Raw genomic sequence first — 15,502 nt, 5'->3', positions numbered from 1 at the left:
AGCGTTAGGGAAACGCCCGGTTACATTCCGAACCCGGAAGCTAAGCCTTTCAGCGCCGATGGTACTGCAGGGGGGACCCTGTGGGAGAGTAGGACGCCGCCGAACAATCATTGCGGAAGCCCCGCACCAGACCCTTCGGGGTCCGGTGCGGGGCTTTTCTGCGTTCGGGACACGTGTGCGGACTCCTGTAGGGTCAAGGTGCATCGTTCGACATTTCTACAGTCACAGTGGAGGCCCCCGGGTGGAGGTCCAGGAGACTCGGGTTCAGACTGACCGAATTTTCACCATTCCCAACATCCTGAGCATGGCTCGCCTGGCCGGCGTGCCCCTGTTCCTGTGGCTGATCCTGGCCGAGTACGACGGCTGGGCCCTGGCCGTCCTCATGCTCAGCGGGATCAGTGACTACCTCGACGGGAAGCTCGCACGGCGCTGGAATCAGATCAGCAACCTCGGGCGGCTGCTGGATCCGGCCGCGGACCGGCTGTACATCCTGTCGACACTGTTCGGTCTGACCTATCGCGAGATTCTGCCCCTGTGGCTCACCGGCGCCCTGCTGGCGCGTGAGCTGATGCTGCTGGTCATGGTGTGGATCCTGCGCCGCCACGGCTATCCCCCGCCGCAGGTGAACTTCCTCGGCAAGGCCGCCACGTTCAACCTGATGTACGCGTTCCCCTTGCTGCTCCTCAGTGATGGCACGGGCTGGTTGGCCTGGATGGGGTCAGTTTTCGGATGGGCGTTCGCGGGATGGGGTACAACTCTGTATTGGTGGGCAGGAGTGCTGTACGTGGTGCAGGTCCGTCGTCTGGTGAAGGCGGACGCCACGGCCGATTGAGCTCGCTCGGCGCCTGATGACGCGGAGGAGTAGCGGAGTCACCGTCCGGACCGGGTGAGGTCGGCGAGAACGTCGTCTCTCAAGGAGGACTCTTCCGACATGAAGGCCGTCGTGATGGCCGGTGGCGAAGGCACCCGCCTTCGCCCCATGACCTCGAGCATGCCCAAGCCGCTCCTGCCGGTGGCCAACCGGCCGATCATGGAGCACGTGCTCAGGCTGCTCAAGCGGCATGGGCTCAGCGAGACCGTGGTCACCGTGCAGTTCCTGGCGTCGCTCGTCAAGAATTACTTCGGTGACGGCGAAGAGCTCGGAATGGAGCTCACCTATGCCAACGAGGAGAAGCCACTCGGGACCGCCGGCAGCGTGAAGAATGCCGAGGAGGCCTTGAAGGACGACACGTTCCTCGTGATCTCCGGCGATGCGCTCACCGACTTCGACCTCACCGATCTCATCAGATTCCACAAGGAAAAGGGCGGACTCGTCACGGTCTGCCTGACCCGGGTGCCCAACCCGCTGGAATTCGGCATCACCATCGTGGACGAGGAAGGCAAGGTCGAGCGCTTCCTCGAGAAGCCGACCTGGGGCCAGGTGTTCTCGGACACCATCAACACCGGCATCTACGTGATGGAGCCGGAAATCTTCGACTACGTGGACGCGGACGTCTCGGTCGACTGGTCCGGAGACGTCTTCCCGCAGCTGATGAAGGAAGGCCGGCCGATCTACGGCTACGTGGCCGAGGGCTACTGGGAGGACGTCGGCACCCACGAGAGCTACGTCAAGGCCCAGGCCGACGTGCTCGAAGGCAAGGTCCAGGTCGACATGGACGGCTTCGAGATCTCGCCCGGCGTGTGGATCGCCGAAGGGGCCGAGGTGAGCCCGGACGCGGTGTTGCGCGGGCCGCTGTACGTCGGGGACTACGCCAAGGTCGAGGCGGGCGTCGAGATCCGCGAGCACACGGTCATCGGGTCGAACGTGGTCGTCAAGAGCGGGGCCTTCCTGCACAAGGCCGTCGTCCACGACAACGTGTACATCGGACCCCACAGCAATCTCCGCGGCTGTGTCATCGGCAAGAACACCGACATCATGCGGTCCGCGCGGATCGAGGACGGCGCGGTCATCGGCGACGAGTGCCTCGTCGGTGAGGAATCGATCGTCCAGGGCAATGTGCGGGTCTACCCGTTCAAGACGATCGAGGCCGGTGCCTTCGTCAACACGTCGGTGATCTGGGAGTCCCGCGGACAGGCACATCTGTTCGGTGCGCGCGGAGTCTCCGGGATCCTGAACGTCGAGATCACCCCCGAACTGGTCGTCCGGCTCGCGGGCGCCTATGCGACGACCCTGAAGAAGGGGGCGACGGTCACCACCGCCCGCGACCACTCCCGAGGCGCCAGAGCGCTCAAACGGGCCGTGATCTCGGCGCTCCAGGCCAGCGCCATCAACGTGCGCGACCTGGAGAACGTACCGCTGCCCGTCGCGCGGCAGCAGACCGCACGCGGCAGCGCGGGCGGGATCGTACTGCGGACCTCGCCGGGTGTGCCGGACTCCGTGGACATCATGTTCCTGGACGAACGCGGGGCGGACCTCTCGCTCCAGGGACAGCGCAAGCTCGACCGCGTGTACGCACGCCAGGAGTACCGCCGGGCGTTCCCCGGAGAGATCGGTGACCTGCAGTTCCCGGGCAGTGTCTTCGACGCCTACACGGGTTCGCTGCTGCGGCGGGTCGACACCACCGGGATCGGCGACGCCGGGCTCAAGGTGGTCGTGGACGCCTCCAACGGCAGCGCCGGGCTCGTCCTGCCCAGCCTGCTCGGCCGGCTCGGAGTGGACGCGCTGACGATCAATCCCGGGCTCGACGAGACCAGACCGACGGAGACCAGCGACTCCCGGCGGGCCGGGCTCGTGCGGCTCGGCGAGATCGTGGCCTCGGCACGGGCCGCCTTCGGCGTGCGCTTCGACCCGGTGGGCGAGCGGATCTCCCTGGTGGACGAGCGCGGGCGGATCATCGAGGACGACCGGGCGCTGCTGGTGATGCTCGACCTGGTGGCCGCGGAGAAGCGCAGCGGCAAGGTCGCGCTGCCGGTGACCACGACGCGTGTCGCCGAGCAGGTGGCGGCGTACCACGGCACGCAGGTGGAGTGGACGACGACCTCGCCCGACGACCTGACCCGGGTGGGCCGGGCGGAGAACACCATCTTCGGTGGTGACGGGCGCGGCGGTTTCATCGTTCCGGAGTTCAGCAGCGTCTTCGACGGCTCGGCGGCGTTCGTGCAGCTGCTCGGGCTGGTGGCGCGTACGCAGCTCACCCTGAGCCAGATCGACGCGCGCATTCCGCGGGCCCACGTGCTCAAGCGGGACGTGCCGACGCCGTGGGCGGTCAAGGGACTCGTCATGCGCAGGGTCGTGGAAGCCGCGGGCGAGCGGCAGGTGGACACCACCGACGGGGTGCGGGTCGTGGAGGCCGACGGACGGTGGGCGCTGGTCCTGCCGGACCCGGCCGAGGCCGTCACCCATCTGTGGGCCGAAGGTCCCGACGCCGCCTCGGCGCAGGCCCTGCTCGACGAGTGGGCGGGCGTCGTGGACGGTGCCGGGCACTGAGTGCCGTGCGGTGATCCGCAGATGACCGACGTCCCGCGGGCCCGGGCGGGGAGAAATCCCCGCCCGGGCCCGCGGGACAGGTGCATTCGGTGTGTGCGGCGCCGACATGCGACGATGTGCGGCATGTCGCAGCCGCCCCACAACCGGAGTTCGGCGTCTCCTGCGCCCGCGCGCCCGGACGCCTCCATGTCGCTGCTGACGCACGTGATGGACCACAGCCTCGACGAGGGCTATGCGGAGGCATCGGCCCGGCGCGAGGCGGACGGTACGGCGGGACTCCCGCGCACCCTCAAGGCCAAACTGGGGCTCGCCGCCGGGCTCGTGCTCGCCGCCATGGTCGTCACGCTCGGTGCCGCCGAGGCGCGGATCGCCGCGCCGGTGCTGGCCAAGGAGCGTCAGGAACTGATCGACCGCGTGGAGCGGGCGGATGAGCGCGCGAAAGGCCTGGAGCGGGACATCGAGCGTCTGCGGACCGATGTCGCCGACCGCCAGCGCGCCGCGCTCAAGCAGCCCGGCGGGGGCCAGGGCGAGATCGTCGCGCTGCTGTCGGGCGCCACGGAGGTGCGCGGTCCCGGGATCAAGCTGGTCGTGGACGACGCCAAGGACGCCTCGTCGGGCGGCGGCGGGGGGCCGCGCGAGAGCGCCGGCTTCTCGGACACCGGGCGGGTCCGCGACCGCGATATGCAGAAGATCGTCAACGGGCTGTGGCAGTCCGGGGCGGAGGCCGTCTCCATCAACGGGCAGCGGCTGACGGCGCTGTCGGCGATCAGGGCCGCGGGTGACGCGATACTGGTCGACAACAGGCCGCTAGTGCCGCCGTACGAGGTGCTGGCGGTGGGGGACAAGAAGCGGCTCGGCACCGCCTTCCAGGACTCGGCGGACGGCCAGTACCTGCACGTGCTGCAGGAGAACTACGGGATCCGGTACTCGCTGGCCCCCCAGGACGAGGTGCGGCTGCCGGCCGCGTCGAGCCTGACCGTACGTACGGCTACAGCAGCAGAGCAGCAGAAGGGTGCATCGTGATCGCGGTACTGGGCCTCTTGGCCGGAGTGGTGGTCGGACTTCTGGTCCGGCCCGAAGTACCGGCCGTGGTGGAGCCTTATCTGCCGATCGCCGTGGTGGCGGCGCTGGACGCGGTGTTCGGCGGTCTGCGCGCGATGCTGGACGGCATCTTCGTGGACAAGGTCTTCGTGGTGTCGTTCCTGTCGAACGTGGTCGTGGCCGCGCTGATCGTCTTCCTCGGCGACAAGCTGGGGGTCGGCTCGCAGCTGTCCACGGGCGTGGTCGTGGTCCTCGGCATCCGTATCTTCTCCAACGCCGCGGCCATCCGCCGGCACGTGTTCCGGGCGTGAGGCCGATGAGTACGAACGACACTCCGCCGGAGCGCTCCGAGGGATCCGAGGGATCCGAGGGATCCGGGGGATCCGGGGGATCCGGGGGGTCCGAGAGGCCCGAAGGGTCCGACGCTCCCATGCACCCGGTCCCGCCCACGCAGCCCGAACCGCAGGAGCCGCAGGAGACGCGGGAGACGGGCCGGCAGCGGCTCGCGGCCGGGCTGTGGCCGCCGCGGGTGAGCAGGGCACAACTGATCGTCGCGCTGCTGCTGTTCGTGCTGGGCCTGGGGCTGGCCATCCAGGTGCGGTCGAACAGCGACTCCAGCGCGCTGCGCGGGGCCCGCCAGGAGGACCTCGTACGGATCCTCGACGAGCTCGACGGGCGGACCAAGCGCCTGGAGGACGAGAAGCAGCGGCTGGAGGACCAGCGCAAGGAGCTGGAGAGCAGTTCCAACCAGGCCGAGGAGGCCCGGAAGCAGACGGTGGAGAAGGAGCGCCAACTCGGCATCCTGGCCGGTACGGTGGCAGCTCAGGGGCCCGGTATCACGTTGAAGATCACCGATCCCAAGGGCCAGGTGCGGTCCGACCAGTTGCTGGACACGCTCCAGGAGCTGCGGGCGGCCGGGGCCGAGGCGATCCAGATCAACGGTGTGCGCGTGGTGGCGGGCTCGTACTTCTCGGACGAGAACGGTGGGGTCGGGATCGACGGTAAGAAGATCACACAGCCCTACGAGTTCAGGGTGATCGGCAAGCCGCAGGATCTGGAGCCCGCGCTCAACATCCCGGGCGGGGTCGTCCAGACACTGGAGAAGGAACAGGCGACCGTCGCCGTCACACGGTCGGCGAAGATCGTTGTGGATGCCTTGCGGGCTGCGAAGCAGCCTGACTACGCTCGGTCGTCATCGTGATGTTGCGGAGCGGAGAGTGGACCGGCTCACGCGGGCGGAGGCCTGCGGGGGGTCGGCGCACAGAAGTCGCGGTGTGTGGTGGAAACTGTCTGGTGGTTACGGACGTTGTGAGAATGTCCGGGTCGGCAGGTGTTGCATTCGGAGTTCGTCCTGCCCCACGGGCGGGTCTGTTTCGGTCAAGGGGAATCGCCCGTGAAGTTGTTTGAGAAGTTGTTCGGCAAGAAGAACCGTGAGGAAAGCGGTGCGGCACGTCACCGTGCCGGCCGCGGTGAGGCGGAAGGGCAGGGCGACCGGCCGCTCTTCCGTGACGAGGTCGCGGGCGCGGGTGACATTTCGGGCGCCCACGGCGCGTCGTCCGTTGACCCTGCCGGTACCGGACGCATAGGTTTCGGTGAACCGTCAACCTCAAGTGCGGGTGGAGGGTTTGCCCCCGACCCGTATGCCACCAATGCCTCCGCGGGGCAGCCGCGGCGCGAGGAGCCGTCCATGTCGGCCGAGCAGGTTTGCAGCAGGTGCGGACACCGCAGCGATGCGGCGAGCCGGTTCTGCTCCAACTGCGGCGCGCCGCTGCGGGCGGGTCTGACGCCGGAGCGTGCCTCGGAGACCACGTCCACCATCTCGATCTCGGGCCTCGAGGCCTACGAGGCCGAGGTGTCGGGACAACAGCACGTGTCGTCCTCGCTGTCCCCCGAGGCCCAGGCCGCGGTGGAAGCGCTGCCCCCCGGTTCCGCCCTGCTCATCGTGCGGCGCGGCCCCAACTCCGGTAGCCGCTTCCTGCTGGACGGCGAGCTGACCACGGCCGGCCGGCACCCGCAGAGCGACATCTTCCTGGACGACGTCACCGTCTCCCGGCGCCATGTCGAATTCCGCCGGAGCCAGGACGGCGGCTTCACCGTCGCCGACGTGGGCAGCCTCAACGGCACGTACGTGAACCGTGAGCCGATCGACTCCGTCGCGCTGCACAACGGCGACGAGGTGCAGATCGGCAAGTACCGGCTGGTCTTCTACGCGAGCCTGCGGGGCGTCTGACCTTTCAAGGGAAGGTTCCATTGCTGCGTACCCCGACCGGCGGTGCCGCGAAGAACGGCACCGCCGGCACCTCCGGCTCGGCCGGGCGGCTGGTGAGCATCGGCACGGTGCTCACCACGCTGCGTGACGAGTTCCCCGAAGTCACGATCTCGAAGATTCGCTTCCTGGAGGCGGAGGGGCTCGTCGAGCCCAGACGCACACCTTCCGGATATCGCAAGTTCAGCACCGAGGACGTGGAGCGGCTGGCCCGCATCCTGCGGCTGCAGCGCGACCACTACCTGCCGCTGAAGGTCATCCGCGAGCAGCTCGACGCGCTCGCGCGCGGTGAGCAGATCCGTATCCCGGGGCCCACGCCGCACGGGGAATCCGTCGATCCCGCCAGCCCCGCGGCCGTGTACGGCGAGGTGGGCCGGGAGCGGCCCACCGTGGCCCGGGTGGGCCGGGCGGAGCTGATCGCGGCCGCCGACGTGGACGAGGTCCAGCTCGTCGAGTGGGAGTCGTACGGGCTGCTCGCCGAGGCCCCCGGCGGCGGATTCGACGCCGAGGCGGTCACCGTGGCCCGGCTGGTGGCCGATCTGGGGCGGTTCGGGCTGGAGCCTCGGCATCTGCGCGCGATGAAGGCTGCCGCGGACCGGGAGGCGGGCCTGATCGAGCAGGTCGTGGCGCCGCTGCGACGGCACCGCAATCCCCAGACCAGGGCGCATGCGGAGGCCACGACGAAAGAGCTCGCGGGGCTCTCCGTAAGGCTGCACGAGGCGCTCGTACAGACCGCCCTCGGGGTCCGGCTCCAGTGACCGAGGGGGCCCCGACTACCCAAACCGGCCGAGCAGGTCCTAGGGTTGCTGTGTGAACGAGCTCGACGTTGTGGGTGTCCGGGTGGAAATGCCCTCCAACCAACCGATCGTGCTCCTGCGTGAAGTGGGAGGCGACCGGTACCTCCCCATCTGGATCGGTCCTGGGGAGGCGACCGCCATTGCCTTCGCGCAGCAGGGAATGGCCCCTGCCCGACCGCTGACGCACGACCTGTTCAAGGACGTGCTGGAGGCGATCGGCGAGGAGCTCACCGAGGTCCGGATCACGGATCTGCGGGAGGGTGTCTTCTACGCGGAGCTTGTCTTCGCCAGCGGGGTCGAGGTGAGCGCGCGGCCTTCCGACGCCATAGCGCTGGCCCTGCGCACGGGGACGCCGATCTACGGCAGTGACGGTGTGCTCGACGACGCCGGGATCGCGATTCCGGACGAGCAGGAGGACGAGGTGGAGAAGTTCCGCGAGTTCCTCGACCAGATCTCGCCCGAGGACTTCGGCACCGGCCCGCAGTGACGCGTCGGCCGCGTCGTCCACGGGGAAGTAACAGCCCATTCGAGTAGCCTTTCCCCGCAATCGGATACGGGAAACCACTCTCAGGGTGATTATCACTCGGCGTGCCGAGTGTGGCGATCGTTGACGCACCCCTGGTGACTGCCTACCTTCAAGGTGGCAGGTCAAGGACGGAGGGTCGGCGTGAGGATCACGGGCGACGGTACGACCGGGGGCATCCCCGCACGGAGTGACGGTGGACCGTACCCGCTGCACGGCGGTGCGGCCGGTTCCGCGCGCCGTCAGCCGGAGTCGACGCCGGTCGGACCGGTGGGCGGCGACCCGGCGCCCGAGCAGATCGGATACCGCGGGCCGACGGCGTGTGCCGCGGCCGGAATCACCTACCGGCAGCTCGACTACTGGGCGCGGACCGGGCTGGTGGAGCCGAGCGTGCGGCCCGCGTACGGGTCGGGGACGCAGCGGCTGTACAGCTTCCGGGACGTGGTCGTCCTCAAGATCGTCAAGCGCTTCCTGGACACCGGGGTCGCGCTGCAGAACATCCGTACGGCCGTGCAGCACCTGCGTGACCGCGGGTTCTCGGACCTGGAGCGGATGACGCTGATGAGCGACGGCGCCACCGTGTACGAGTGCACCTCGCCGGATCAGGTCGTGAGCCTGCTCCAGGGCGGGCAGGGCGTCTTCGGGATCGCCGTGGGCGTGGTGTGGCGCGACGTGGAGAACGCGCTGTCGCAGCTGCACGGGGAGCGGGTGGACACCGGCGAGTCCCTGGTCGGCCACAATCCGGCGGACGAACTGGCCGCCCGGCGCAACCGGGCCGTGTGAACCCGGCCGGACCGCGTCCGATACCACCGGGCCCGATGCCACCAGTCTGATGTCACCGGGCCCGTTGTCAGAGGCGTAGGGCAGCATCGGTGCTGTGAGAGCCGCGCCGACCATTCTGCATCTGGACATGGATGCCTTCTACGCCTCCGTCGAGCAGGCGTCGAAGCCGAGCCTGCGGGGCAAGGCCGTCATCGTCGGCGGGCTCGGGCCCCGCGGGGTCGTCGCCACCGCCTCGTACGAGGCCAGGCGGTTCGGGGTGCATTCGGCGATGCCGATGGCGCAGGCGCGGCGGCTCTGCCCGAACGGCGCCTGCCTGATCCCGCGCTTCAGCCTCTACCGCGAGGTCAGCGACATCGTGATGGCCCTGCTGCGGGAGCTGTCGCCGCTCGTGGAGCCGCTCAGCCTGGACGAGGCCTTCGTGGACCTGGAGGCGGGCGGGGTCGCCTTCGACGGGCCGAGCGCCCGGGCCGCGGGGGAGCGGCTGCGGGCGGACATCCGGGCCGCCACGGGGCTCAGCGGGTCGGTGGGGCTGGCCGGGTCGAAGATGCTGGCCAAGGTGGCGTCCGAGGAGGCCAAGCCGGCGGGTCTGCTGCTGATCGAGCCTGGGACGGAGCGGGAGCTCCTCGCGCCCATGTCGGTGCGGACCCTGCCCGGGGTGGGGCCGGCCACCGGCGAGCACCTGCGCCGCGCCGGGATCACCACGGTGGGGGACCTGGTGGAGGCCGGGGAGGACGAGCTGGTCCGGATGGTCGGGCGCGCGCACGGGGTGGGCCTGTACCGGATGGCGCTGGGACTGGACGACCGGCCGGTGGTCGCGGAGCGGGACGCGAAATCGGTGTCGGTGGAGGACACCTTCGACGTGGACCTGCACGACCGGGTACGGATCCGGACCGAGGTGCAGCGGCTCGCCGACCGGTGCGTGCAGCGGTTGCGGGCGTCCGGGCACTCGGGGCGCACGATCGTGCTGAAGGTCCGGCGGTACGACTTCTCGACGCTGACGCGGTCCGAGACGCTGCGGGGGCCCACGGACGACCCCGCGGTGGTGCGTGAGGCCGCGGCGCGCCTGCTGGAGGGCGTGGACACCACGGGCGGGGTGCGGCTGCTCGGGGTGGGCGTGACCGGGCTGGCGGACTACACGCAGGAGGACCTGTTCGCCCAGTCGCTGGCCGCCGAGCCGCTCGGTGAGTCGGGGGAGTCCGGTGAGACCGGTGAGGCAGGGGCGGCCACTGAGCCGGACGGGGCTGTGGGGGCCCTGGAGGGCGTTGAGGCGGCCGGGGAGCCGGAGCCCGCTCCGGAGCGGCGCTGGGCGGCCGGGAGCGACGTACGGCACGTGGTGTACGGGCCCGGGTGGGTGCAGGGCAGCGGGGTCGGGCGGGTGACCGTACGGTTCGAGCAGCCCGGATCGGAGCCCGGGCGGGTGCGGACCTTCCGGGTGGACGACTCCGAGCTGGAGCCGTCCGATCCGCTGCCGCTGGTGGGGGAGGGGCCGACGGTGGAGTAGCAGCCGGCGCTGTGACCGGCAGGGTTCACCGCACTAGCCTTCGTCGCCCGCCAGGTGGCCGAAGTCGCGCTGGAAGTCGGTGGGCAGGGTCACGTCCAGGCCGTAGTGGTGGTAGAGCTGGAGTTCCTGTTCCGGGGAGAGGTGGCGGCCGACGCCGAAATCCGGGGCGTCCTTGATCAGGGAGCGGTCGAAGGGCACCCGCAGGGTGTCGCCGACCAGCTCGCTGGGCTCCAGCGGGACGAAGGCGTCCCGGCTGAACAGACCCGTACGCACGGCAGCCCATTCCGGGACGCCGGTGGCGTCGTCGAGGTACACCTCGTCGATGGTGCCGATCTTGGTGCCGTTGCGGTCGAACGCCTTGCGGCCGATCAGGCTGCGCGGATCGATGTCGGTCTGCACGGTCCCTCCAAATGGTCGCAACTCCTCCGTAATGACTACAGAAGTGCATTTCGGGGGCTGAGGCCACTCGGGGAGTGTCCAGATCCTCGCTGGTAGGCTGGGTGATGGCTGTCGACCCTGTGCGGGAGAGTCCTCCGAGTGAGCGTGACGGAGGCGCCGAAGGAGCAAATCCTCCCCGGAATCTCTCAGGCATACGTACCGCACGGACGAGGCCACTCTGGAAAGCAGGAGTGGGTACCGGGCACGCTGTGCCGGTTCCTCTCCTCACCGACGGTGAAAGCCGGTTCTCTCGAGCGACCCTCGAGCGGCCGGTGAAACTCTCAGGTTGAGATGACAGAGGGGGAGGCCGTCCGGGTGCCCGCGCCGTGGTGCCCCTCGCAGGTCATACGACCAGGAGGCCTCCGTACATGACCGCCAACCGCATTCCGCTCTCCCAGCTGGAGCGAGGCATCCCCTTCGAGCAGCGCCACATCGGCCCGGATGCCGAGGCGCAGGCGAAGATGCTCGCCCAGGTGGGCTACGGCTCCCTGGACGAACTGACCGCCGCCGCGGTGCCGGATGTCATCAAGACCGCCGAAGCGCTGAACCTTCCCGACGCGCGGACCGAGGCCGAGGTGCTGGCCGAGCTGCGCTCGCTCGCCGACCGCAACCAGGTCCTCTCGTCGATGATCGGTCTCGGCTACTACGGGACCTTCACGCCGCCGGTGATCCTCCGCAACGTCATGGAGAACCCGGCCTGGTACACGGCGTACACGCCCTACCAGCCCGAGATCTCGCAGGGCCGCCTCGAAGCGCTGCTGAACTTCCAGACCGTCGTCGCCGACCTCACCGGGCTGCCGACCTCGGGTGCCTCGCTGCTCGACGAGGGCACCGCGGCCGCCGAGGCCATGTCCCTCGCGCGCCGGGTGGGCAAGGTGAAGGACGGCGTGTTCCTGATCGACGCCGACGCGCTGCCGCAGACCATCGCCGTGATCGAGACCCGCGCCGAGCCCACGGGCGTCGAGGTCGTCGTCGCGGACCTGTCGGACGGCATCCCGGCCGAGATCGCCGAGCGCGGCGTCTTCGGCGTGCTGATCCAGTACCCGGGCGCCTCCGGTGCCGTACGGGACATCAAGCCGCTCATCGACCAGGCGCACGAGCTCGGTGCCATCGTCACCGTCTCGGCCGACCTGCTCGCGCTGACCCTGCTGACCTCCCCCGGCGAGCTCGGCGCGGACATCGCCGTCGGCACCACGCAGCGCTTCGGCGTCCCGATGGGCTTCGGTGGACCGCACGCCGGTTACATGGCCGTCCAGGCCAAGCACGCCCGCTCGCTCCCCGGCCGCCTCGTCGGCGTCTCCGTGGACGCGGACGGCAACAAGGCGTACCGGCTGGCGCTGCAGACCCGTGAGCAGCACATCCGCCGCGAGAAGGCCACCAGCAACATCTGTACCGCGCAGGTGCTGCTGGCCGTCATGGCCGCCATGTACGCCGTCTACCACGGCCCGGACGGCCTGCGGACGATCGCCCGCCGCACCCACCGCTACGCCGCTCTGCTCGCCGCGGGTCTGAAGGCCGGCGGGGTCGAGATCGTGCACGGGGCCTACTTCGACACCATCACGGCCCGGGTCCCGGGCCGTGCGGCCGAGGTCGTCGCCGCCGCCCGCGAGGGCGGGGTCAACCTGTACCAGGCCGACGCCGACCACGTCTCCGTCGCCTGCGACGAGACCACCCTGCGCGCCGACGTCGAGGCCGTCTGGGCCGCCTTCGGTGTCACCGCGGACATCGAGGCGCTCGACGCGACCACGGACGACACCCTGCCCGAGGGCCTGCTGCGCTCGGACGACTACCTGACCCACCCGGTCTTCCACCAGCACCGTTCCGAGACCGCGATGCTGCGCTACCTGCGCAAGCTCTCGGACAAGGACTACGCGCTGGACCGCGGCATGATCCCGCTGGGCTCCTGCACCATGAAGCTCAACGCGACCACCGAGATGGAGCCGGTGACCTGGCCCGAATTCGGCCAGCTGCACCCGTTCGCGCCGGTGGAGCAGGCGGAGGGCTACCTCACGCTCATCACTGAGCTGGAGGAACGTCTCTGCGAGGTCACCGGCTACGACAAGGTCTCCATCCAGCCCAACGCCGGGTCCCAGGGTGAGCTGGCCGGTCTGCTGGCCGTGCGCGCCTACCACCGCGCGAACGGCGACGAGCAGCGCACCATCTGCCTCATCCCGTCCTCCGCGCACGGCACCAACGCGGCCAGCGCCGTGATGGCCGGCATGAAGGTCGTCGTCGTCAAGACCGCCGACGACGGCGAGGTGGACGCGGCCGACCTGCGCGCCAAGATCGAGCAGTACCGCGACGAGCTCGCCGTTCTGATGATCACGTACCCGTCCACGCACGGTGTGTTCGAGGAGCACGTCGCCGACATCTGCGCGCAGGTGCACGAGGCCGGCGGCCAGGTCTACGTCGATGGCGCCAACCTCAACGCCCTGGTGGGCCTGGCCAAGCCGGGTCACTTCGGCGGCGACGTCTCGCACCTGAACCTGCACAAGACCTTCTGCATCCCGCACGGCGGCGGCGGCCCGGGCGTCGGCCCGGTCGGTGTCAGGGCCCACCTGGCCCCGTACCTGCCGAACCACCCGCTCCAGCCGACCGCGGGCCCGGAGACGGGCGTCGGCCCGATCTCGGCCGCGCCGTGGGGCTCGGCCGGCATCCTGCCGATCTCCTGGTCGTACGTGCGCCTCATGGGCGGCGAGGGCCTCAAGCGCGCCACCCAGGTGGCGGTGCTGGGCGCCAACTACATCGCCAAGCGCCTGGAGCCGCACTACCCGGTGCTCTACACCGGCCCGGGCAACCTGGTCGCGCACGAGTGCATCATCGACCTGCGCCCGCTGTCGAAGGCGACGGGTGTGAGCGTGGACGACATCGCCAAGCGTCTGATCGACTACGGCTTCCACGCGCCGACCATGTCCTTCCCGGTCGCCGGCACGCTGATGATCGAGCCGACGGAGTCCGAGGACCTCGCCGAGATCGACCGGTTCTGCGACGCGATGATCGCCATCCGCGGCGAGATCGAGCGGGTCGCGGCCGGCGAGTGGCCGGTGGACGACAACCCGCTGGCCAACTCCCCGCACACCGCGGCGGCGCTGGGCGGCGAGTGGAACCACCCGTACACGCGTGACGAGGCGGTCTTCCCCGGTGGCGTCACGGCCGCCGAGAAGTACTGGCCGCCGGTGCGCCGGATCGACGGCGCCTTCGGCGACCGGAACCTGGTCTGCTCCTGCCCGCCGCTGGACGAGTACGACCACTGAGCATGGACAAGGGGCCGGTCCGGGAGGTTTCTCCCGGGCCGGCCCCTTCGTCGTTCCTCGGTCGTCGCTCCGTGCGGTCGCTCCGTCGGCTAGGCCGCCTGCGCCCCCGCGAGCGGGCGGTGCGGGGCGATGATCTGGCCGTCCGGCAGCAGCTCGCCGGTGTCCTCGAAGAGCAGGACGCCGTTGCACAGCAGGCTCCAGCCCTGTTCCGGGTGGTTGGCCACCGGGAGCGCGGCCTCCCGGTCGGCGGATTCGGCTGACGGGCAGGCTGGCTGGTGCTGGCACATGGATGCGTTCTTTCGCTGCGGTGTGGTCTGCGTGCTACGGCTCGATACGTGGTTCATGGCCGTCCCCCTGGGTCATCCCCGCACCCGCGGGGAGCTTGTCATCAGTCTTCCCCCACGACAGCCGCTTCGCAGGCATTTCCCGCCAGCTGTCCTCATAGATTGATGACGCATCACTCGTGCGGGCGGTTCAGGCCAACTCCCCTGTCATTTCGGATGGTTCGCCAGTGGCCCGAGCGGGCTAGGCCGAATGGGTCACTCGGGTCAGGCGGCGGGTGCGGCCAGCGAGGGCGGGACCGGCGCCGTCGCTGGGGTCAGCCGGTGGGTCAGTACGGGCAGCAGCTCGGAGACCGGATGCGGCCGGTACGCGGCGATGCCGGGCGGGGCCGGGGCGAGCGGCACCAGCAGATCCTCGCCGGCGGGCAGGCCGGCGGAGGCGTCGGCGCCCACGGCGCCGTGCAGCCACAGGGTCAGCATGTACAGCTCCGGTACGGACAGCAGCCGGGGCTGGTACGCCGTGCCGAGCGACTCGGCCTGGCGCAGCGCGCGTTCGGTGGCGGCCACGTAGGGGCCCTCGAAGAAGTGGGAGAACGCCCAGCCGTCCGGTGTCAGCCGGGTATCGGCCGCCGCGACGTACCGGTCCCCGCTGCGGATCAGGAACCGCCAGCCGGTCAGGCGGGTACGGGGCGGCCTGCCGCCCGCTGCCAGGTTCGAGACGCCCAGTCGGTCGAGGACGTGGACCGGAAGCGGGAGTTCGGGGGTCATCGGCCCCTGGATCGCGCGCAGGGCGGGGGTGTGCGCCTCGTGGACGGCGGTGGGGGAGCCGAGAGCCGCGAGGACGCAGCGCAGGGCGGGCGCGGGAGCCGGAGGGACATGCAGCGGCATGGTGGGTCGCCTCTCACTTGGGAGACCTGTGGAACGGGGGCAGGTGCGGTGCGGACGGCGCTGTCGCATTCTGGGGCCAGAGGGGGGCTGAGGGGCAATGGCCGCGCGCCAACTCTCTGCCTCGTTTGCGGAGTTTATACGACATGTGTTCACGCAGTGTTTCGGCTAGCTGTCCCGCCTATTGCCGACAAGGCGCTTACCGGTCCCGCTGACGTGGCATTCATGCCGGATGCACGCGGACATGACGCGCTGACCTCGGAGGTTACCGGACGGGGGCTCGGCTGAAAAGCACCGGTTTTCCGG

14 protein-coding genes, 1 rRNA gene and 1 riboswitch are annotated in these 15,502 nt (G+C 69.9%); of the genes, 12 read left to right on the top strand and 3 right to left on the bottom strand.

The annotated features are described in order from the left end of the window. The 11 genes from rrf to ACGFYQ_RS22460 form a co-directional block, all read left to right on the top strand. Window positions 1-105 (top strand): 5S ribosomal RNA (rrf, locus tag ACGFYQ_RS22510); the annotation flags it as partial. Window positions 106-241: 136 nt separating this feature from the next. Then, entirely contained in the window at window positions 242-832 is a 591-nt protein-coding gene (locus tag ACGFYQ_RS22505) for a CDP-alcohol phosphatidyltransferase family protein (RefSeq protein WP_393746529.1), read from the top strand. 99 nt (window positions 833-931) lie between these two features. Further along, entirely contained in the window at window positions 932-3,427 is a 2,496-nt protein-coding gene (locus ACGFYQ_RS22500) for a sugar phosphate nucleotidyltransferase (protein WP_393746527.1), read from the top strand. A 114-nt stretch (window positions 3,428-3,541) separates the two neighbouring features. Continuing rightward, window positions 3,542-4,450 (top strand): DUF881 domain-containing protein, encoded by a 909-nt coding sequence (locus tag ACGFYQ_RS22495; protein WP_393746563.1) that lies wholly within the window; start codon window positions 3,542-3,544, stop codon window positions 4,448-4,450. Then, window positions 4,447-4,779: a small basic family protein gene (locus ACGFYQ_RS22490; RefSeq protein WP_007262894.1), complete on the top strand. Its 333-nt coding sequence runs from the start codon at window positions 4,447-4,449 to the stop codon at window positions 4,777-4,779. Before ACGFYQ_RS22495 ends, ACGFYQ_RS22490 begins: the two co-directional genes overlap by 4 nt. 119 nt (window positions 4,780-4,898) lie before the next feature. Continuing rightward, entirely contained in the window at window positions 4,899-5,669 is a 771-nt protein-coding gene (locus ACGFYQ_RS22485) for a DUF881 domain-containing protein (protein ID WP_393746525.1), read from the top strand. A gap of 486 nt (window positions 5,670-6,155) precedes the next feature. Then, window positions 6,156-6,698 carry an FHA domain-containing protein gene (locus tag ACGFYQ_RS22480; RefSeq protein WP_030873844.1) on the top strand — a complete coding sequence of 181 codons (543 nt, stop codon included), beginning with the start codon at window positions 6,156-6,158 and terminating at the stop codon, window positions 6,696-6,698. Window positions 6,699-6,718: 20 nt separating this feature from the next. After that, window positions 6,719-7,492, top strand: coding sequence for a MerR family transcriptional regulator (locus ACGFYQ_RS22475; protein WP_393746522.1), 774 nt, complete (start codon window positions 6,719-6,721; stop codon window positions 7,490-7,492). A gap of 52 nt (window positions 7,493-7,544) precedes the next feature. Further along, a complete protein-coding gene (locus ACGFYQ_RS22470) occupies window positions 7,545-8,018 on the top strand; it encodes a bifunctional nuclease family protein (RefSeq protein WP_030009777.1) in 474 nt (157 codons plus the stop codon). Between the two features lie 180 nt (window positions 8,019-8,198). After that, window positions 8,199-8,837, top strand: coding sequence for a MerR family transcriptional regulator (locus tag ACGFYQ_RS22465; RefSeq protein WP_393746520.1), 639 nt, complete (start codon window positions 8,199-8,201; stop codon window positions 8,835-8,837). Between the two features lie 94 nt (window positions 8,838-8,931). Next, window positions 8,932-10,338: a DNA polymerase IV gene (locus tag ACGFYQ_RS22460; protein ID WP_393746518.1), complete on the top strand. Its 1,407-nt coding sequence runs from the start codon at window positions 8,932-8,934 to the stop codon at window positions 10,336-10,338. Between the two features lie 33 nt (window positions 10,339-10,371). Here ACGFYQ_RS22460 and ACGFYQ_RS22455 read toward each other — a convergent pair whose 3' ends face one another. Continuing rightward, window positions 10,372-10,737: a PRC-barrel domain-containing protein gene (locus tag ACGFYQ_RS22455; RefSeq protein ID WP_362402649.1), complete on the bottom strand. Its 366-nt coding sequence runs from the start codon at window positions 10,735-10,737 to the stop codon at window positions 10,372-10,374. Window positions 10,738-10,849: 112 nt separating this feature from the next. After that, window positions 10,850-10,948: riboswitch (glycine riboswitch) on the top strand. Window positions 10,949-11,144: 196 nt separating this feature from the next. On the opposite strand from ACGFYQ_RS22455, the gene gcvP reads away from it, so the two are divergent. Continuing rightward, window positions 11,145-14,030 (top strand): aminomethyl-transferring glycine dehydrogenase, encoded by a 2,886-nt coding sequence (gene gcvP / locus ACGFYQ_RS22450; RefSeq protein WP_393746515.1) that lies wholly within the window; start codon window positions 11,145-11,147, stop codon window positions 14,028-14,030. A gap of 89 nt (window positions 14,031-14,119) precedes the next feature. Here gcvP and ACGFYQ_RS22445 read toward each other — a convergent pair whose 3' ends face one another. Beyond that, the gene (locus ACGFYQ_RS22445) at window positions 14,120-14,317 is read right to left on the bottom strand and encodes a DUF5999 family protein (protein WP_328924569.1); all 198 of its coding nucleotides are present in this window, start codon (window positions 14,315-14,317) and stop codon (window positions 14,120-14,122) included. A gap of 261 nt (window positions 14,318-14,578) precedes the next feature. Next, the gene (locus ACGFYQ_RS22440) at window positions 14,579-15,199 is read right to left on the bottom strand and encodes a hypothetical protein (RefSeq protein WP_393746513.1); all 621 of its coding nucleotides are present in this window, start codon (window positions 15,197-15,199) and stop codon (window positions 14,579-14,581) included. Between the last annotated feature and the right edge of the window lie 303 nt (window positions 15,200-15,502).

The sequence above is a fragment of the Streptomyces sp. NPDC048258 genome (assembly GCF_043201995.1).
GTDB lineage: Bacteria > Actinomycetota > Actinomycetes > Streptomycetales > Streptomycetaceae > Streptomyces.
This window is presented reverse-complemented; position numbering and strand designations above follow the sequence as displayed.